The 19,768-nt window shown below is 36.6% G+C and carries 20 protein-coding genes; 13 read left to right on the top strand and 7 right to left on the bottom strand.

Features of this window, described 5'->3' with window-relative positions; all coding sequences use genetic code 11:
* Positions 1-8: 8 nt before the first annotated feature.
* Genes gyrB through yaaA form a run of 3 tightly spaced genes read right to left on the bottom strand, consistent with a single transcriptional unit; the run spans position 9 to position 3,310 of the window.
* Complete coding sequence (gene gyrB, locus RV15_RS11195) at positions 9-1,958, bottom strand: DNA topoisomerase (ATP-hydrolyzing) subunit B (protein ID WP_071878131.1); 1,950 nt, start codon at positions 1,956-1,958, stop codon at positions 9-11.
* Between the two features lies 1 nt (position 1,959).
* The gene (gene recF / locus RV15_RS11200) at positions 1,960-3,081 is read right to left on the bottom strand and encodes a DNA replication/repair protein RecF (RefSeq protein ID WP_071878132.1); all 1,122 of its coding nucleotides are present in this window, start codon (positions 3,079-3,081) and stop codon (positions 1,960-1,962) included.
* Positions 3,068-3,310, bottom strand: a complete 243-nt coding sequence (gene yaaA, locus RV15_RS11205; RefSeq protein ID WP_010766628.1) for a S4 domain-containing protein YaaA — start codon at positions 3,308-3,310, stop codon at positions 3,068-3,070. Before yaaA ends, recF begins: the two co-directional genes overlap by 14 nt.
* A 313-nt stretch (positions 3,311-3,623) precedes the next feature.
* Here yaaA and RV15_RS11210 point away from each other — a divergent pair, with 313 nt between their 5' ends.
* Positions 3,624-3,932 (top strand): PadR family transcriptional regulator, encoded by a 309-nt coding sequence (locus RV15_RS11210; RefSeq protein ID WP_071878133.1) that lies wholly within the window; start codon positions 3,624-3,626, stop codon positions 3,930-3,932.
* A gap of 9 nt (positions 3,933-3,941) precedes the next feature.
* Positions 3,942-4,544 carry a DUF2812 domain-containing protein gene (locus tag RV15_RS11215; RefSeq protein ID WP_071878134.1) on the top strand — a complete coding sequence of 201 codons (603 nt, stop codon included), beginning with the start codon at positions 3,942-3,944 and terminating at the stop codon, positions 4,542-4,544.
* A gap of 79 nt (positions 4,545-4,623) precedes the next feature.
* Here RV15_RS11215 and dnaN read toward each other — a convergent pair whose 3' ends face one another.
* On the bottom strand, positions 4,624-5,754 hold the full coding sequence (dnaN, locus tag RV15_RS11220; RefSeq protein WP_071878135.1) for a DNA polymerase III subunit beta: 1,131 nt from the start codon (positions 5,752-5,754) through the stop codon (positions 4,624-4,626).
* Positions 5,755-5,953: 199 nt separating this feature from the next.
* On the bottom strand, positions 5,954-7,297 hold the full coding sequence (dnaA, locus tag RV15_RS11225) for a chromosomal replication initiator protein DnaA (protein WP_071878136.1): 1,344 nt from the start codon (positions 7,295-7,297) through the stop codon (positions 5,954-5,956).
* A gap of 641 nt (positions 7,298-7,938) precedes the next feature.
* On the opposite strand from dnaA, the gene rpmH reads away from it, so the two are divergent.
* The 4 genes from rpmH (at position 7,939) to jag (ending at position 10,650) form a co-directional block, all read left to right on the top strand.
* On the top strand, positions 7,939-8,073 hold the full coding sequence (gene rpmH, locus RV15_RS11230; protein WP_010762140.1) for a 50S ribosomal protein L34: 135 nt from the start codon (positions 7,939-7,941) through the stop codon (positions 8,071-8,073).
* Between the two features lie 612 nt (positions 8,074-8,685).
* Positions 8,686-9,024, top strand: a complete 339-nt coding sequence (rnpA, locus tag RV15_RS11235) for a ribonuclease P protein component (protein WP_071878149.1) — start codon at positions 8,686-8,688, stop codon at positions 9,022-9,024.
* Between the two features lie 15 nt (positions 9,025-9,039).
* Complete coding sequence (locus tag RV15_RS11240) at positions 9,040-9,867, top strand: YidC/Oxa1 family membrane protein insertase (protein WP_010762142.1); 828 nt, start codon at positions 9,040-9,042, stop codon at positions 9,865-9,867.
* Between the two features lie 15 nt (positions 9,868-9,882).
* Positions 9,883-10,650 carry an RNA-binding cell elongation regulator Jag/EloR gene (jag, locus tag RV15_RS11245; protein WP_071878137.1) on the top strand — a complete coding sequence of 256 codons (768 nt, stop codon included), beginning with the start codon at positions 9,883-9,885 and terminating at the stop codon, positions 10,648-10,650.
* A gap of 328 nt (positions 10,651-10,978) precedes the next feature.
* Here the strand turns inward: jag and RV15_RS11250 are convergent, their stop codons facing one another.
* The gene (locus RV15_RS11250) at positions 10,979-11,320 is read right to left on the bottom strand and encodes a hypothetical protein (protein ID WP_071878138.1); all 342 of its coding nucleotides are present in this window, start codon (positions 11,318-11,320) and stop codon (positions 10,979-10,981) included.
* A gap of 313 nt (positions 11,321-11,633) precedes the next feature.
* Between RV15_RS11250 and mnmE the strand changes: the two genes are divergently transcribed.
* Positions 11,634-13,031 (top strand): tRNA uridine-5-carboxymethylaminomethyl(34) synthesis GTPase MnmE, encoded by a 1,398-nt coding sequence (gene mnmE, locus RV15_RS11255; RefSeq protein WP_071878139.1) that lies wholly within the window; start codon positions 11,634-11,636, stop codon positions 13,029-13,031.
* 13 nt (positions 13,032-13,044) lie between these two features.
* A complete protein-coding gene (gene mnmG, locus RV15_RS11260) occupies positions 13,045-14,943 on the top strand; it encodes a tRNA uridine-5-carboxymethylaminomethyl(34) synthesis enzyme MnmG (protein WP_071878140.1) in 1,899 nt (632 codons plus the stop codon).
* A gap of 233 nt (positions 14,944-15,176) precedes the next feature.
* Here the strand turns inward: mnmG and RV15_RS11265 are convergent, their stop codons facing one another.
* Complete coding sequence (locus RV15_RS11265) at positions 15,177-15,572, bottom strand: tautomerase family protein (protein WP_071878141.1); 396 nt, start codon at positions 15,570-15,572, stop codon at positions 15,177-15,179.
* Between the two features lie 106 nt (positions 15,573-15,678).
* Between RV15_RS11265 and RV15_RS18875 the strand changes: the two genes are divergently transcribed.
* The 5 genes from RV15_RS18875 to RV15_RS11285 all read left to right on the top strand — a co-directional run bounded on the left by RV15_RS18875 (position 15,679) and on the right by RV15_RS11285 (position 19,124).
* Entirely contained in the window at positions 15,679-15,876 is a 198-nt protein-coding gene (locus tag RV15_RS18875) for a helix-turn-helix domain-containing protein (RefSeq protein ID WP_217265820.1), read from the top strand.
* Between the two features lie 16 nt (positions 15,877-15,892).
* Complete coding sequence (locus tag RV15_RS11270; RefSeq protein ID WP_217265821.1) at positions 15,893-16,567, top strand: LysR family transcriptional regulator substrate-binding protein; 675 nt, start codon at positions 15,893-15,895, stop codon at positions 16,565-16,567.
* A 340-nt stretch (positions 16,568-16,907) separates the two neighbouring features.
* On the top strand, positions 16,908-17,252 hold the full coding sequence (locus RV15_RS11275) for a hypothetical protein (RefSeq protein WP_071878142.1): 345 nt from the start codon (positions 16,908-16,910) through the stop codon (positions 17,250-17,252).
* Between the two features lie 26 nt (positions 17,253-17,278).
* Positions 17,279-18,043, top strand: coding sequence for a peptidoglycan amidohydrolase family protein (locus tag RV15_RS11280; RefSeq protein ID WP_071878143.1), 765 nt, complete (start codon positions 17,279-17,281; stop codon positions 18,041-18,043).
* Positions 18,044-18,149: 106 nt separating this feature from the next.
* The gene (locus tag RV15_RS11285) at positions 18,150-19,124 is read left to right on the top strand and encodes a dimethylarginine dimethylaminohydrolase family protein (protein WP_071878144.1); all 975 of its coding nucleotides are present in this window, start codon (positions 18,150-18,152) and stop codon (positions 19,122-19,124) included.
* The last annotated feature ends 644 nt before the right edge of the window (positions 19,125-19,768 follow it).

Below are 19,768 nucleotides of genomic sequence, written 5' to 3' on the forward strand. Positions count from 1 at the left end.
CTTCTTAATTAAATATCTAGATTTTTCACGTAATGGGCATTTTCTTCAATAAATGCTCGGCGTGGTTCAACACGGTCTCCCATCAACATTTCAAAAATTTGATCGGCTTCGATCGCATCATCGACACTGACACGTGACATTAAACGTTTTTCAGGATCCATGGTTGTTTCCCATAATTGATGATCATCCATTTCTCCAAGACCTTTGTAACGCTGAACACTTGGTTTCGGACTAGCTGGTAGTGTGGCTAAAATTTGAGCCAATTCTTCTTCAGCATTTTTCCCTGGTTGAACGTAGGTGATATTTTTTCCTTGTTTGACCCCATATAACGGCGGTTGCGCAATATATACATAACCCGCTTCAACAACTGGACGCATAAAACGATAGAACAACGTCAATAACAGCGTACGAATATGTGCGCCATCGACATCGGCATCGGTCATGATTACTAATTTGTGGTAACGCGCTTTCGATACATCAAAATCAGCACCAAAACCTGTTCCCATCGCTGTGAATAGTGAACGAATTTCTTCATTGGCTAAAATTTTATCCATGCTGGCTTTTTCAACGTTTAAGATTTTCCCACGAATCGGTAAAATCGCTTGGAACTCACGACTACGTCCTTGTTTTGCTGAACCGCCGGCTGAATCTCCTTCGACGATGAAAATTTCGCATTTTTCAGGATCTTTACTTGAACAATCGGCTAATTTACCAGGTAAATTACTGATTTCAAGTGCGCCTTTACGACGCGTCACTTCACGTGCTCGTTTAGCAGCCATACGAGCTTTAGACGCAAGTAAGCCTTTTTCTACGATTTGTTTCCCGACAGTTGGGTTTTCCATCAAGAACTTATTGAAATACTCAGAGAATAAACGATCTGTAACAGTTCGAACTTCTGAGTTTCCTAATTTTGTTTTGGTTTGTCCTTCAAATTGAGGTTCAGGATGTTTGATGGAAATAACGGCTGTCAATCCTTCACGAACATCTTCCCCTGTTAGGTTTTCGTCATTTTCTTTCATGATCTTTTGTTTACGTGCGTAATCATTGATAACACGTGTTAATGACGTTTTAAAACCTGATTCATGAGTACCGCCTTCGTAGGTATGGATGTTATTTGCGAAACTTAATAAGTTAGTATGGTAACCATCTGTGTATTGCATAGATACTTCAACGATAATATCTTGTTGTTCCCCTTCAATAAAAACAGGTTCTGGGAATAAGACATCTTTATTCGCATTCAAATGCTCTACGTAACTTTTGATCCCGCCCTCGTAATGAAATTCTTTCAAGACAGTTTTTTCTTCACGTTTATCTTCAATAGAAATTTTTAGCCCTTTATTCAAGAAGGCTAACTCTCTAACACGTGTTGCTAATTTATCAAAGTTAAATACAGTTGTTTCTGTAAAAATTTCCGGATCTGGAACAAAATGGACAGTCGTTCCATGGCGCTCTGTGTCACCGATCACTTTCAAATCATCTCGGACAGCCCCTTGATGGAATTCTTGGAAATAAATTTTACCTTCTTTATAAACTTTTACGTCCAATGTTGTTGATAGAGCATTAACAACAGAGGAACCTACCCCGTGAAGTCCGCCGGAAACTTTATATCCGCCACCGCCAAATTTCCCCCCTGCATGGAGCACGGTGAAAACTGTTTCTACCGCTGGACGGCCTGTTTTGGCTTGAATACCGATTGGGATTCCACGTCCATCATCGACAACAGTAATACTATTGTCTTCTTCAATAATTACTTGGATACTTGAGGCAAAGCCTGCCAAAGCCTCATCGATCGAATTATCAACGATCTCCCAAACTAAGTGATGCAAACCTTCCGAACTCGTCGATCCTATGTACATACCAGGACGTTTACGAACCGCTTCAAGACCTTCTAATACCTGAATCTGACTGGCATCATATTCTTGGGCACGTTCTTTCATGTTTTTTTCTTCTTCTGTCATATTATGCTTCCCTCTCTATCTCTCCCTGATGAACATAAAATATGTCTGGTTCAACAGTTAATTTATTGTTTAAATGATCCAAACTTGTTGTTGTTAAAAAAGTCTGAACCTTTCCTTCAATCGTTTCTAGCAGGTGCAATTGTCGTTCATTATCTAACTCACTCATGACATCATCCAATAACAACACAGGATATTCGCCTGTTTCTGAATACATTAAATCAATTTCCGCAAGCTTTACGCTAAGAGCTGTGGTTCTTTGTTGACCTTGTGAACCATATGTCTGGACATTTTGTCCGTTTACATTAAAAATCAGGTCATCTCGATGAGGACCTAAAAAGGTATTTGCCTTAAACAACTCCCGTTTTCGGCTATCAAGAAGGCTCTGAAGCAGTTGCTTTTGGATCTCTTCTAGTGAAAAATTTTCTTTGTCTAATGGGATACTTGAAAAATAGTCGATCGCTAATTCTTCTTTTTCATGGCTGATTTTTTTATGCAGTAAATTGGCCCAGTGCTCTAATTTTTTGATAAATTCTAGACGAGCAAACAAGACTTTACCGCCAAATTCCGCCAATTGCTCGGTCAAAATATCTAAATAAACAAGGTCTGACTGCTTTTTTTCAGCCAACTGCTTTAAATATTGGTTACGCTGTTTTAAGACAGACTGATATTGAACCAAATCATATAAATAAATCGGATTGACTTGGCCTAATTCCATGTCGATAAACTTACGACGTAATTGTGGTGAGCCTTTGACGAGCGATAAATCTTCCGGCGCAAACAAAATGACGTTTAGTTGCCCAATATATGAACTTAAACGCTTTTGTTCAATATGATTGACTTTTGTCTTGCGGCCTTTGTTAGAAATAATGATTTCTAGTGGTACCGTTCCTGTCTTTTTTTCAATAACCCCGCTGATTCTTGCTGAATCGGAGTCCCAATGAACCAATTCTTTCTCGTTACTGGTTCTGTGACTGCGGGTCATTGCTAAAACATAAATACTTTCCAAGAGGTTCGTCTTGCCTTGGGCGTTTTCCCCTAGAAAAATATTTAAAGTTTTAGGAAAATCTAAGGTCAGCCCATCATAATTACGATAATGCTGTACCTCGATTTCATTCAGTCTCATCGACTACCTCGCCTTTTTTGACCATAAAAAAAGTACCTTCTTCAGGTATCTCGAGCATCATACCGGCATATAGTTTTCTGCCGCGGCGATTCTCTAGTTCCCCATCTACGAAAACACTATTTTCAGCTAAGTACCATTTGGCAGCGCCGCCACTGCTGATAACATCGACTTCTTTTAAGACTTGACCGAGTGTCATGTAATCAGTTTCTAAAACAATCGTCTTTTTCAAAATGCATCCCTCTTTTTTGTTTTCACTTTTACTCTTATATTATACTCTTTTTTACGTCAAAAAACAAATTTATCCGTCTAATTTTGTTTCTAAGCAATTTTGAATGCAATCGACAAAAAATATTCTAATGATTAAAAAAGGCTTAAAATGCATTTTAAGAAGAAATTCGCATGTTGTGGCTCTTGAAATATTTTTCATTGTTTTTCAGTAGGAAAATCTAACGAACTAAAAATTGACTTATACAGTCTGACGATATACAATCAACATATACAGTCAAACTGTATATAATAATTCTATAAAAGGTGTACGATAAATGACTATTAATAAGATCTTACCTCTAACAGAAACAACGTTTTATATTATGATGGCCCTAATTGAACCTTCTCATGGATATGCCGTCATGCAAAAAGTGGAGGAAATAAGTAACGGACGAGTACGTATTGCAGCTGGCACAATGTATGGCGCAACGGAAAATCTATTAAAACAAAAGTTGATTTGTGAAGTTCCCGGAGAAGATAAACGTCGACGCGTATACAAATTAACAACTGCTGGCAAAAAAGTTTTAACCCTTGAAGTCGAACGATTAAAAGAATTAGTGACACTTGCTGATCATTTATTATAGGAGGAGCCAATGAAAAAACTAAAATTATTTATTGATATAAAAAAAGAAGAACAGTATTTAAAAGAAATGGCTGAACAAGGCTGGGCGCTGGTAAAATATAGCATTTGGGGAATCTATACATTTGAAAAAATAGCTCCAAAAACACTGAATTACAGAATTGATTATCAGACATTCAAAAAGAAAGCTGATTATGTTGCTTATCTGACTTTATTTGAAGATGGTGGTTGGCAGCAGATCAGTGGGACGAAAAATAGTGGATTTCAATTTTTTTCCCCACTGAACAGTAAAAATCAAGAGTTAGATATATTTTCAGATACTTCATCAAGTAATGAACGTTATAAGCGTTTATATGATCAAGCTATTATATGGGCGACATTGATGATTCTTTATTTTTTTATGCTGCAACCTTCTTTTGAAAACATATCCTCATGGTACTTAACTTCTAGTATCTGGGCATATACAGGGCTACAATTGTTTGGAATGATCATTATGCAGACGTTCTTTTTGATCATCCAGATAATGCCAATGATGTTTTTCATATTTGGAGCAGTCTACTTTACAATTATGGGGACAAAAACAAAAAAGCTTATAAAGAAATATGAGACTGGATAAGATTCCTATCTACAAAATATGAAAAAGAGTGAGCGAACAACTGAATTTCAGTCGTTCGCTCACTCTTTTTTTAGATATTTTAATTCGTACGAACTGGCGTAATCAACTGAATAAAGTCTAAATCTGTTTCAGTTGGTTCTAACGTAAATGGACGAATCGCAGAAATAAATTTAACTGTAATACTCATATCTCCAAATGCCCGTAGTGCATCTTTCATATAATCTGGGTTGAAAGAAATTTCTAAGGGGTCACCTGTCACTTTTTCATAATTTAGCGGTTCTTCTACTTTACCGATTTCTGGAGAATTACCGTACAGGATAACTGAATCAGACGCAATCGCTAAACGAACAATGTTATTACGGCCTTCATGTGATAATAATGAGGCACGATCGATGGCTGATAATAATTCTGGTACATAAAAATCGATTTCTGTATTAAAGCTTGTAGGAATCAAACGATTCGTGTCAGGATAATTTCCTTCTAGCAAACGAGAATAGAAATACATATTTTGTGTTTTGAATAATACTTGATTTTCCATGATGCTGATCTCAACCATTTCTTCTTCGTTTGTGAAAGAACGAGAAAGCTCCGTTAAACTTTTTCCTGGTATAACAATATTAAAATCTTCAGCTGCTTGTTCGATTGGAATGATTCGTTGACTTAAACGATGTGAATCTGTTGCAACAGCTAATAATTTTTGATTTTCTAAAATGAAATGAACTCCTGTAAGAATTGGTCGGCTTTCATGAAGCGAAACTGCAAATCCTGTCTCGTTGATGATTTTTGTCAACAGATGAACTGGTAATTGGATTTGATTTTTAGCATCGATAACCGGAAGGTGTGGATAATTATCTGCATCCAATCCATTAACTGTAAAATCAGCTTTGCCTGAGGTGATCGCTACTTGGTTATTGTCTAAGACTTCCAAGGTAAACATATCTTCAGGTAATTTACGGATGATTTCTCCAAAGAATCGTGCTTGTAAAACGATACTACCGGTTGATTCAATGGTCATTTGAGCTTTTTCATCATCTTTAGTTAGAAAACTTTCAATAGAAATGTCGGCATTGCTACCTGTTAATGTTAACCCTTCATCATTTAGAACAATTTTTACACCTGTTAAAATGGGGATCGTGGTTTTTGAAGAGATAGCTCTTTGAACAGTTTGTAATTCTTGTAAGAATATACTTCTTTTTACAGTTAATTTCATAATGATTGAACTCCTTTTTAATTGAATTTAAACGCATAAATTTTGCGAAAACAGTTTTGTATTTATATATAAATAAATAATAAAAGTAGTAGGTCCTGTTAATTCTGTGGAAAAGTCTGGAAATGAAATGAAATAGGAGTTTTCCACCTGTGTATAACCTGTGGAAAACTTTTTGCTTTTTCGCTTTTTTATCCACAGGCTACGAATTAAGCAAGTTTTTGATTTCGCCAACTTCTTTTTGAATCGTGGGATCTTTTTCCATTAGTTGTTGAATTTTTTCATGCGCATGAATCACTGTAGTATGATCTTTTCCGCCAAATTCTGCACCAATTTTTGGTAAAGAATTTTCGGTCATCTCTCTAGATAGATACATCGAGATCTGTCTAGGAACCACGATTGATTTAACTCGTTTTTTACCTTTTAAATCTTTTAATTGAATATGGTAATACTTTGCCACTTCTTCTTGGATTTGTAAAATCGATAGATGATTTTGACTACCGACAGATTTTAAAGATTTCAGTGCATCAGCTGCCAAACTAGTGGTAATATCTTCTCCATTGATCGTAGCGAAGGCTTGAACGCGGACTAAGGCTCCTTCTAATTCTCGAATATTGGAATCGATTTGGCCTGCGATGTAGCTCAGTGTATCGTCAGGAATCTCTAAGCGTTCAGCATCGGCTTTTTTCCGTAAAATGGCAATTCGTGTTTCCAAATCTGGTGGTGTGATGTCAACCGATAGCCCCCAAGCAAAACGAGAAACCAAGCGTTCAGGAAGCTTGGGAATATCATTAGGTGGCCGATCACTTGTAAGTACGATTTGTTTGTTTTCATTATACAAATCATTAAACGTATGGAAAAATTCTTCCAAGGTTGCTTCTTTCTCTGCTAAAAATTGAATATCATCAACTAACAGCAAATCAACATTTCGATACTCTTTTCGGAACTGTTCTGAATTTTTCGTTTGGATCGAATTGATAAATTCATTTGTAAAAGTTTCACTGCTGACGTATTTTACTTTAGCATCCGGTCGATTTTGCAGCATTTGATGACCAATAGCGTGCATTAAATGGGTTTTACCAAGTCCAACGCCGCCATAAAAAAATAGCGGATTATAGATAGAACCAGGATCTTCTGCTACAACTAAAGCTGCAGCATGCGCCATTTGATTTCCTTTTCCGATAACGAATGTGTCAAAAGAATACTTTGGATTCAATAAAGCTTTTTTGCCGTGTTCGGCAATTTTTTCTTGCGTTACAGGGGCTTTTTTTTCTTCTTGAACCGCCATCGTCTCTTTTTCGCCAGTAACAACAAAATGAGGCATGACTTCAGCACCAGTTAATTTAAAGCCGGTTTCGACGATTTTTGCGGCTAAATTCTTTTCCCAATAGTCTTTATGAACAGCAGATGGAACCTCTAACCATAATTGGTTATTCTCCAACTTTAGCGGTTGCGTTGTTTTTATCCAAGCATCAAAACTTGGTGCAGATAAAACAGATTGGTAAGTATCTTCTAGATCTTTCCAGAAACTTTCCATATCGGGCATATGGTGACCTCCTTAATTTAATAGGGGAAAAATTCAGTTAATGCTGTAGAAAAATAGGAAAATATGAGGGCGGGATTTTTTTACCACAATCATATTTTTGTCTTTTTTCTGAGAAATAAGCTCGTGGAACTAAATACAAAATTTTCTATATAAAAAAGCAGAGCAAATATAAATTGATAAGCAAATAGAATTTTAGCATTTTTTTCAAACTTTTTCCACAGGCAAATTGTTAATTGTGGAAAAAAAATTCACAGAGGGTGATAAACTTATCCACAGAGAGGGAATAAACTGTGGATTTATCTAAGTTATTTTATTTATCCACAGCAAGTTCTGTAAAACAAAGCTCGATATTAATGGTTTTTTGAGGAGTTATACACAACTGAAAAACAATATGTGCATAACTTTTTAACACCCTGTTTTTTTGTGCAAAAGTGTGAAGAAAATTAAAAATGAAATGTGAGGACTAAAAAAACTATCCACAAGCTATCCCTATTTTTTTCTCATTTGTGGATAACTTATTTGGTTAGGTGGAAAAAATAATTCCTGAAAATTTATTGACAAATATACCCAATACTAGTTATACTATCAAAGTATGTCTATGTATTGATGGATAGTTACAATTTCAGGAGGTGGAACAAGAGATGAAAAGAACGTATCAACCAAACAAACGCAAACGTCAAAAAGTTCACGGTTTCCGTAAACGCATGAGCACAAAAAATGGTCGCAACGTATTAGCGAGCAGACGTCGTAAAGGCAGAAAAGTTATTTCAGCATAATCTATGTTGACTTTAAATAACGAATTAAGTTCAAACTAAGAACCCTTTATTATCTTCACAATGTATGTGTGGAAATAATAAAGGGTTCTTTTGTTGTGAATCACCACGACTGGCTTCGCCAGAGTGGATGATGAACAATACTTGGCGAACGAAGTGAGAGAAGTTACCTTACTAGTGAATCACGATCAAGTTACTACTTAACAAAATAGAGAGAAGTACCTTCAAAAAACTAGTAAGATAAGATTTTTCAGAACTACAAGACGTACAAAAGGAGAAAAGCTACCTCATTAATAAATCGCCAAACATCTAACTACTAAAAAATAGCAACAATGAAAGTCGCAATATTAATTAACTGAAAGAAACGGTCAGTTTTAGAATTACGCTCATTTTGTTCCGACATCACCAATTTCTATAAGCTAACTACCCCCAAAATTCTCTCAATCCTACAAAATAAAGTGAAAAAAAACCAAAAAAATGATAATATATGAAATTAGAGTCATTATCACCAAAATCTCTGGTAATTTTCCATCAAATTTGGAAAAAATTGGCTAAGATATGCTATTATTGTAGAGTGAGCAAAAAAGAAAGATAGAAAGAAACAAAGGGATGCAGATGAAGAAATCCTATAGAGTAAAAAAAGAGAAAGAATTTCAAGCAGTATTTGAACATAAGCAGTCTTGTGCGAATCGCAGATTTGTTGTCTACGTCTTGGACAAACCGGAACAAAAGCATTTCCGGGTTGGAATTTCCGTAGGGAAAAAAATTGGGAATGCAGTTGTTAGAAATGCTGTAAAGCGTAAAGTTCGTACGTCGATCTACCAATTAAAAGAATCAATCGATCCAACTTGTGATTTTATTATCATCGCAAGACCTGGTGTTGACAAGTTAACATCTGAAGAAATTCACAGTAATGTGACGCATGTTTTAAAGCTTGCAAAAATTTTGAAATAAGAGAGGAACAGTTTTGTGAAGAAGTATAAACGCCTATTATTAATGGCAGGACTAGTGACACTTGTTTTAGTATTGTCTGCCTGTGGAACCGCCCCGATTAACGAAAGCAGTACAGGAATTTGGGACCGCTATATTGTCTATTATTTTGCGGAAGCAATTAAATTCTTATCCATTTCAGCAAATACTGGTATTGGGATCATCCTATTTACATTAGTAATTAGAATCATTTTATTACCATTGATGCATTTCCAAACGAAAAGCATGCGTAAGACCCAAGAATTACAACCAAAATTAAAAGCGCTACAAAAACAATATTCATCAAAAGATCCAGAAACACAACGCTTATTCCGTGAAGAACAGCAAAAATTATATGCTGAAAACAATGTGAATCCATATGCTGGGTGTTTGCCGTTATTGATTCAAATGCCGATCATGATGGCGCTGTATCAATCGATTTCACGTGTACCTGAATTGAAGCAAGGAAGCTTTATGTGGCTTAATTTAGGTCAACCCGATCCATACCTGATTTTACCGATTTTAGCGGCAGTCTTTACATTTGCCAGCAGCTATTTGACTAGTATGAGTCAAATCGAATCAAATGCTTCATTAAAAATTATGAACTTTGTGATGCCAGTTATGATCTTTGTAATGGGTATGAGTTTAGCTAGTGGATTGTCACTTTACTGGGTAGTTTCTAATGCCTTCCAAGTGGGTCAAACCCTATTGATCAATAATCCATTCAAAATCCGTAAAGAGCGTGCTGAAGCTGAACGACAAGTGAAAGAGCGCGAACGAGCATTGAAGAAAGCAATGAATCCTAAGAAAAAAAATAAGAAAAAATAAAAGGAGGTTTTCCAGATGCCGGTTTATGAGGGAAACACAATTGAAGAAGCAACAACTAAAGGGTTGGACGCACTGAATTTGTCAAAAGAAGAAGTAGAGATCAATGTAATTGCAGACGCTAAAAAAGGTTTCTTGGGTTTTGGTAAAAAGCTAGCTCAAGTATCGATCGAACCTACTGTCAGCGAACAAATCGCAGAAGCAGTTACAGAGACAGTCGAAGATGTCATTGTGACAGATGAGGAAGTCAAAGTAGAGACAGCCGTTGAAGAATTGCTAGCTACTAAGTCGGATTCTTCTGAACCAAAAGTCTTGGAAAACCTTGCAGATGAAGAAGCAATCACTGAATTGGCGTTGTATTTGACAACAATTTCAAAAGAATTGAACGCGCCAGCTCTAGTCCGTTTGGAACGCAAAGATGGCTTGTTGATTTTCCATCTAGATACCGAGAAACAAGGAATCTTAATCGGGAAACATGGCAAAGTTTTAAATGCTATGCAATATTTAGCTCAAGTATTTGTTCATCGCGTTGCAGAAAACAAATTATCTGTTGTGGTAAATGTTGGTGATTATCGTGAAAAACGTCAAGCAATCTTACAACGTTTAGCAGAAAGAACAGCAGAAAAAGTTAAGCAAACTGGTCGTCCAGTTTTTCTAGAACCAATGCCTGCATTTGAAAGAAAACAAATTCACTTTACTTTGAGTAAAGACGATCACATCAAAACACATTCAGAAGGCGATGAACCTTACCGCTATCTAGTTGTTGAGCCAGTGAAAAAATATTAATAAAGACTTAAATGTCCCTTTAAAAAGTATTTTTTTAAAGGGACATTTATTGTTTAGATCAAGTCAATTCTATTAAAAAATGGATTGACAAATGCCGTTAAACAAAGTATATTTTAAACGAAATCATTCTTATCAACGTACAAAATACGATGATAAAGTAGTTGGAGCATTCGTGCTTCTTCCAGCCTGGTTCTTTTAGAATCAGGTTTTTTATTTTACCAAAAATAACGTGGCTAGGACATAACTCTGCGAGTCACATTCTAGCCACGTAAAATCCAGATAAACGGTGGGAGCAAAAGCAACTCTGTCCCAACCTCGTTAATCCTATTTAGCCAATATTTGTTTGCGTAAACTGAACCACTGTTCCATAAGCAAAGATCTCCACGACCCATTTTCCTTGATATTCCACATATTTTTCTTCAAAATGACAGTTGATCACAGCATCTGCTTCATATTCAAAGGCGATCATTTTTAGTTGTCGATACACACCACTGAAGACTTCATTTGGATTGACATCAGGTGAAAATAGATCTGTCTCAATTCGATCTGTTGCAAAAACAATATCCCGAACGATATACTTTTTACTAACATTTCCTGTAGATAATGTGATTCCACTTAAACGATTTTCTAATTCTTGTTCATCGAATTTATCTTTTTTTGTTCGTTTCATCATAGGAACCTCCTTGCTTTATATAAATTTATTTTAAAGATAAAGCAGAAGAAATGCAAAGTTAACGAATGCTTTTAGTAAATAAACAATCTTGCGAAAAATATAAAAATATGCTATTCTATGTCAAGAAATTAATAGGAATTGATGCAGTGAAAGTGCTAGATCCAACCTGAAAAAATAGGGGTGGAGTGGGCGCTTTTTTTGTAGCCAAAAATCCATTTATACATATGTTAAAAAAGATAGAAGTTGTTTAACGTAATAATTATTACGCGAAAAACAGCTTAATCCATTAGCGAAAGGAAGTCAGTCAAACATGCAACAAATAACCTTAGAATTTGATACAATTGCCGCAATTTCAACGCCTCCTGGCGAAGGCGCAATCAGCATTGTTCGCCTAAGTGGCGATGAAGCAGTTGCGATTGCAGATAAAGTGTACCGTTCCGGTAGTAAACAACTGTTAGATGTGCCGTCCCATACAATTCACTATGGTCATATCCTTGATCCTAAAGATGACAGCTTGCTAGATGAAGTGATGGTTTCTGTGATGCGGGCACCGAAAACTTTTACCAGAGAAGATGTCGTTGAAATCAACTGTCATGGCGGAATCGTCGTTGTTAATCAGTTATTGCAGCTATTATTAAGAGAAGGCGCACGTTTGGCTGAGCCTGGTGAATTTACGAAAAGAGCTTTTTTAAATGGTCGCATGGATCTATCTCAAGCAGAAGCTGTGATGGACTTGATTCGGGCGAAAACGGATCGAGCGATGCATGTTGCGTTAGATCAATTAGATGGGAATTTATCTTCTTTGATCCGCTCATTAAGACAAGAAATCTTAGAAACTTTGGCGCAGGTCGAAGTTAATATCGATTACCCAGAATACGATGATGTAGAGGAATTAACGACGAAATTATTACTTGAAAAAGCTGGATTTGTCAAAGCCCAGATCGAAGGATTATTGACGACCGCTAAACAAGGAAAAATTTTACGTGAAGGCTTAAGCACAGCAATTATCGGTCGTCCAAACGTTGGAAAATCCAGTCTACTGAATCATTTACTACGTGAAGAAAAGGCCATCGTAACAGATATTGCCGGAACGACACGTGATGTTATTGAAGAATACGTCAATGTCCGCGGTGTGCCTTTGAAATTGATCGATACAGCTGGTATCAGAGAAACAGAAGATATCGTAGAAAGAATCGGTGTAGAACGTAGCCGTAAAGCATTAGCGGAATCCGATTTAATTTTGCTCGTTTTGAATCAAAATGAGCCACTGACAGAAGAAGATCGCCAATTATTAGTAGCGACAGACGGATTAAAACGCGTGATTCTACTAAATAAAATGGATTTACCTTCTCAATTAGATCGAGAAGCATTAAAACAGCTCGTTAATGATGAAGAAATATTACCCGTATCGGTTTTATCCAATACAGGGATGGAACAATTAGAACTAAAAATCGCAGACTTATTTTTCGGTGGTCAAACTGGGGAAAAAGATGCCACATATGTATCCAATACCCGCCACATCGCCTTACTAGATCAGGCAGCAATAGCGCTGGATGAAGTGATTCGCGGAATCGAAGCTGGAATGCCAGTTGATCTCGTTCAAATGGACATGACACGCTGCTGGGACTTTTTAGGTGAAATCGTCGGGGATAGTGTTCAAGACGAACTGATCACCCAATTATTCAGTCAATTTTGTTTAGGAAAATAGAGAGGAAGAGTCGATGAATCAATTTAAAGCAGAATCTTATGATGTAATCGTAGTCGGAGCAGGTCACGCAGGTTCAGAAGCAGCCTTAGCATCCGCTCGTATGGGCAGTAAAACACTGCTTCTAACAATCAATTTAGATATGGTGGCCTTTATGCCATGTAACCCATCTGTGGGCGGTCCAGCTAAAGGCGTCGTGGTGCGAGAAATCGATGCACTAGGCGGCGAAATGGGTCATAATATAGACAAAACATACATCCAAATGCGGATGCTAAACACAGGAAAAGGTCCGGCCGTTCGCGCCTTGCGCGCCCAAGCGGACAAACACGCGTATGCTACTGAAATGAAGCACACAATCGAACGTACCGATAACTTAGCTTTACGTCAAGGAATCGTGGAACGCTTGATCGTAGAAGATGGTATTTGTAAAGGTGTCGTCACAACAACAGGTGCACAATACCAAAGTAAAGCCGTGATTATTACAGCTGGAACAGCACTTCGTGGAGAAATCATCATTGGTGAATTAAAATATTCTTCAGGTCCCAATAATTCATTGCCGTCCATTGGTTTAGCCGATCACTTGAAAGAATTAGGCCTTGAAATGGACCGTTTCAAAACAGGAACACCGCCTCGCGTGAAGTCTAGCACGATCGATTATTCTGTCACAGAAGAACAACCTGGTGATGAACAACCAAATCACTTTAGTTTCAGTACGCCGGATAGTGCTTATAATTTAGATCAACGCTCTTGTTGGTTGACTTATACAAATGAAGGAACCCATGAAATCATTCAAGGCAATTTGCATCGTGCACCGATGTTTACAGGAATCGTTGAAGGAGTAGGTGCTCGTTATTGCCCATCGATCGAAGATAAAATCGTTCGTTTCTCTGACAAACCTCGTCATCAATTATTCTTAGAGCCAGAAGGATTGAACACAGAAGAAGTATACGTTCAAGGACTATCTACTTCATTACCAGAAGATGTCCAAACAGATATCCTACATTCAATTGCTGGTTTAGAAAAAGCTGAAATGATGCGCACAGGTTACGCGATTGAGTACGATGTCGTCGTACCGCATCAATTACGCCCAACCTTAGAAACAAAAGTGATCGACGGCTTATTTACAGCAGGCCAAACTAACGGGACTAGCGGCTATGAAGAAGCAGCAGGCCAAGGTCTGATTGCAGGAATCAATGCCGCACTTAAAGTGCAAGAGAAAGAACCGTTCGTAATGAAACGTAGTGATGGCTACATCGGTGTGATGATCGATGACTTAGTTACTAAAGGAACGAATGAACCGTATCGTTTACTAACATCAAGAGCTGAATACCGCTTGATTTTACGTCATGATAATGCGGATCTACGTTTAACTGAAAAAGGGCATGAAATTGGTTTAGTCAAAGAAGACCAATATACAGCTTATCTTGAAAAGAAAAAAGCAGTCGAAGCAGAAATTGCCCGTTTAAGTTCAGTCAGAGTGAAGCCTACAACGGACGTACAAGCGTTTTTAGAAGAGAAAGGCTCTGTTCCGTTGAAAGATGGGGTCTTAGCTAGCGACTTCTTAAAACGCCCAGAATTGACCTATCATGAAGTCACTCAATTTATCCCAGCAGCAGATACGCAATTGGATGATAAAGTCATCGAACAAGTAGAAATTCAAATTAAATATGAAGGCTACATCAAAAAAGCTTTGGAAAAAGTCGATAAACTAAAACGCATGGAAGCCAAACGAATTCCAGAAAATATCGATTATGAAGCAATCAACGGATTAGCAACAGAAGCGAAACAAAAATTGCAAAAAATCCAGCCAGAAACCATTGCCCAAGCAAGTCGGATCAGTGGAGTGAATCCAGCAGATGTGTCGATTTTGATGGTGTATATTGAGCAAGGGAAGATAGCAAAGGTTAAGCCTTAGAATGTTTATGTACCAAAGATTTATATAGATATTGATTCTCATTTGTTAATACAGAATTACAAAAAACTACATTTTCTTTGAAATTTTGATCTCGAATACCGAGTCTCAATTTTTCTTGGAGAATGTAGTTTTTCCATTATTTAAGCCTAGTAAAAGCTATAACGTAAAAAAATATAGGTTCGTTGGCCTGTTAAATAAATGGTAAGCGACTTTAAATGAAATAGAAACTACAGTCACTCACTTTTTTTCTCATAGGCAATTCCTTCACCAAAAGACCAATTTTCTACAGAAACTTCATTAAAAAGAATGAATACATTTTCTTTTTTTATCGTCGTTTGTTCGTCTATACGATCTGCAATTTTTTGATAAGAAACTTTTTTTTGCTCGCTTGTTCTACCTGGAAAACAAAATATTTCCAAATAAATGAACTGATTCGTTCTGCTATTTTTATTCAGTGGGTACTTTTCATCAACGAAGCTAGTATTCTTAGTTAAAGGAACCCAAATTTGAAAAGAATCATTTTCTGGAACATCAAAAGATTCTACCAACGCCGTATGAATACTTTCGTTTACTTTTTGGACTGTGAGCACATCAAAATCAAATTCATGAAAAACTTTTATAAAAGCCATTGTAATTCCTCCTTGCTGTTCTATTCTTTTAGTATATCGGTGTTGAAGGGTTATAGATAATTCATTTTTGGGTGTATAATTATGCTAAAAAGTGATGGAGGTGGACATGATTGATATAAAAGAATTGGTAACTTTCAAAACGGTTGTTGAACAACAAGGCTTTTCAGCGGCAGCAGATTTTTTAGGTTACTCACAACCCAACATTACAAAACATATAAAAAAGATAGAGGAATATGTTGGGTTTGAACTCTTTGTTAGAGGGTGGTTTTCATCTTTGACAAAGCAAGGAGAACTTTTTTTATAGAGAAGTGGATGACTTGTTGGATCACTGGAAGAGTGTATTAATTATTTCTGATGAAATAGCGAATGAACAGATAGGGGAAATTCGAATAGGAATCACAGAATCTTTGGCTAAAAAAATCATTCCTAAAATCATAGAATGGTTGGAGGTATACAGACCAAAAATGATTGCTGAGTTTGATATGGGGAATACGAAGCGAATGTATGAACTTGTTCAAAGCAATAAAGTAGACATGGCTTTTTGTGGAGAAGATGTTGAGTCGGCTTATCATTTGGAGTTTAAGAAATTTGCAGAGGAAAGGATTTTATTTGTCGTCTATGCAGATCATGCACTGTTAAACAAAGACACGTTGACATTAACAGATATTCTTGAGTATCCATTAGTCATGGGAGATAAAACGTGTATCAGTAATCGGAAATTTATGAAGGTGTTAGAAAAAAATAAATTATTACATAGGTTAAAAAAACAGTATGTCTGCTCAAATCCGATGTTAATTCCAGATATCTTACCAGCTAATTATGTTGGTATATTAACGAAATCAAATATGACTGAGAAAACAGGTGACATTGAAATATTAGAGTATGAGGATAGTGAGCTAGAAATGATATACGGTATTATTACAAAAAAGAGAGAACATGATTATCTAGAAAAGACAACAAAAAAGCTGATTGAATTATTAAAATATGAATTTTAAGAACTGGGGATGTAAGTTCCAGGTGAAATAAAATAGAAGACTGAAGATTGTACCGATCCTAAAAATGATTTTTAATCTTTTATTTTTTAGATAATTGGAAGAATATTCTGTATTCATCTGCTTGTTGAACAATATTTCTGATACACCTATTTATCAATAAACGAACATCGAAAAGGCTTGATACCAAGTCTTTTTTTGTTTCATGTGAAACATTTTGTGTTTCTCAGACTTAAAATCAGCCTTTTTAGGGAGACTTTCAACAGTAAATCAACAGTTAATAAGCACAAATGTAGAGTAAGATCGAAGTATAAATAAAAATCAAAACAAAGGAGTGAAAACAGTGCGGACAATAAAAACCATCACCGATTTTTGGGAAGTAATTGATGAAATAAGAATAAAAAAAGAACTAAATTGGTCAGATCTAGTTGGTGGCAAAGCTAAATTAGCGACTAGTCAACGATGGAATCTACCGCTAACGTATATTCTTCAAATACAAAATAAATTGGACATGAATATTTTGAATACGATTGTTTATGAGTTATCTGAATTGGAACAAGTGGTTAGTAAAAATCCAGAAACACCAAATAAAATGAAGCTGATCCATAAATGGATTCAATCAGATAAGTGGATGGAGGATGAAGAAATCGTCAAAACAGTGCAAGACATAGCCAAGACGATTCTTTGATAAAAACAAATTAAAGGAGCTAAAAAATGAAAAATGTAGAAAAAATGATTCAATGGATGACAGACCGAAAAGAAAAAGTTACCTATTCGATGAATGCTCGGCTAGGACCTAACAGCTATGATTGCTCGAGTGCAGTCTATTTCGCTTTGATTAATGGAGGTTTTCTTACTAGTGGGATGATGGGCAATACAGATACTCTGTTCTTACATTTAGAAAATGCAGACTGGACTCAGATACAAGCAGATGAAACTGGAAATTATCCGGCTAAAAAAGGAGATATTTTTATCTGGGGAAATCGTGGAGCATCAGGAGGAGCGGCTGGTCATACGGGAATTTTCGTAGATGATCAAGATCGAATCATCCATTGTAATTACGGCTATAATAGCATTACGATCAATGATCATGATACGATTTGGAGAGTAAATGGATGCCCTGTGATAACGATTTACCGCTATAAAAAAAGTGAAAGTAATCAGCCGAAACCGCAGCCAAACAAGCCCATCCCTCAACCCGAATCACAAAAGCAGTCATCAAATTTGATTTCCATGACGGGAACATTCCATCCAGATCGAAAACTAGCGGTCAGTCGGGATACTGATCCAGACGATCATACTAGTCCAGCACTCGATTATTATTTATCTGGTATGGCAATCAACTATGATCACTATATTCATAGTAATGGCTATGTTTGGATCAGCTATATCAGTCATGGTGGTGCGCGCCGTTATGTCGCGGTAGGACCAGACGATGGTCGGACAGATACGACCTGGGGAACTGGTTTTTTTAATTGATCAACTAAGAGATAATTTAGATATTAAAGGAAAGAGTCTTGCCTATAAAAAACAGCAGAATCTTGCTATAATGATGAAAAAGTAATGCTAGAGGGAGTGCCAATTAATGAAGACCAATTTTGTAGAAAGTGAATTTGCTCCGTTAAAAAGAGTGGTTTTAGCCCAATCACAATTTTATCTGCCAGAAGAGGAAAATGAATTAGATACAAGTTTTTTATCTGAAAAGAACCTCGATCTTTTTGATCATAAAGTTGGCGATGTAGCTGATCTTTACCCGGATATGCAAACAAAATGGGAAAATGAAAAAGTGCAGATGGCTCAATTATTAACTTCATATGGTGTAGAAGTTATCCGGCCACGGATGCTAACAGAATTTGAAAAAGAATCAGGGAAACAGAGCGGACGCGGCTATGCCAATTTCTTTTCAAGAGATCCATTTTTCACAATCGGTCATTTCGTCATTGAGGGGAATTTGAGATTTCCTCATCGACGTTTGGAAGTCTTACCAATTCGAGCTATTTTAATTGAGGAATCTAAACATCCAGAAGCGATTTATGTAGCAACACCACAGCCAGATATTTCACAAGGATCAGCAAGTGAAGCAGGGCCGTTTCTAGAAGGTGGCGATGTTTTAGTGTATGGTAAAACAATATTTGTTGGGTATTCAGGTTTAGCGAGTAATTTAAACGGCATCAGCTGGTTGAAATCACTTTTAGAGCATTGGGATTACAATGTCGTACCTGTACGTTTGCATCCAGATATCTTGCATTTGGACTGTGCACTGAGTATGGTAAAAGATGGTTTGATGATATACTGCGAGGAAGCATTTTTGGATGGTGTGCCTCGAGAATTAAAAAACTGGGACAAAATCAATGTTTCGTTAAAAGAAGCTTCTTTATTGATGACAAATGGCCTGCCACTGAATGAATCTGTCTATATCACTGACCAATCATTTACAAAATTGATAGCAGAATTAGAAAAATATGGAATGAAGGTCGAAACATTAGACTATGAAGTCTCAATGACCTTTGGCGGTTCCTTCCGCTGCACCACGCAAGCATTATTAAGAACAACTAACTAGCTGATAACTTTAAAAAAACGAAAAGAAGTTCAGATTTTTACCAAATAATTGTAATAAAGAAGCCAATTTTTCAACATAAAAAAGTCACAATTTCGGGTTATTATATATTCATACCAAACAACCCTAACAAAACACTTTTTCATTTTTTAACTCCTTTTCCCACTCTCCCCCAAAGAGTGGGTTATTTGTTGTTCATCACTCCACTTCGTTTCGATCTCATCAAACTCTAAGTGCTGAAGCACTAAGAATTGAAGGACTACGACTGGCTCCGCCAGAGTAGATGATGAACAATACTTGGCGACCGAAGGGAGAGAAGTTACCTTACTAGTGAATCACCTAACGCCTAACGCCAAAAAAAGTAGTATAGTAATAATGATAAGTAACAGTTATTAATCAAACGAAGATAACAGGCACGTTCGGAATTACGAAGAACAAAGTGAGTAGATGATGAACAATACAAGGCATGCAAAGAGAGAGAAGTTGAATCACCAAAAATCTAAACCTAAAAAAATAGACCTTACACAACCAGAATCGTTATATTTCGTTAAAATCCAATCAAAATAGGAACCCGAAACCCCTTTTTAAAATAAGCTGAAACCACAAAAATGTTTTTTTGGCTCTATACTTTCTGATGTTGGTGAGAA

The organism is Enterococcus silesiacus, from assembly GCF_001886225.1.
Taxonomy (GTDB): domain Bacteria; phylum Bacillota; class Bacilli; order Lactobacillales; family Enterococcaceae; genus Enterococcus_L; species Enterococcus_L silesiacus.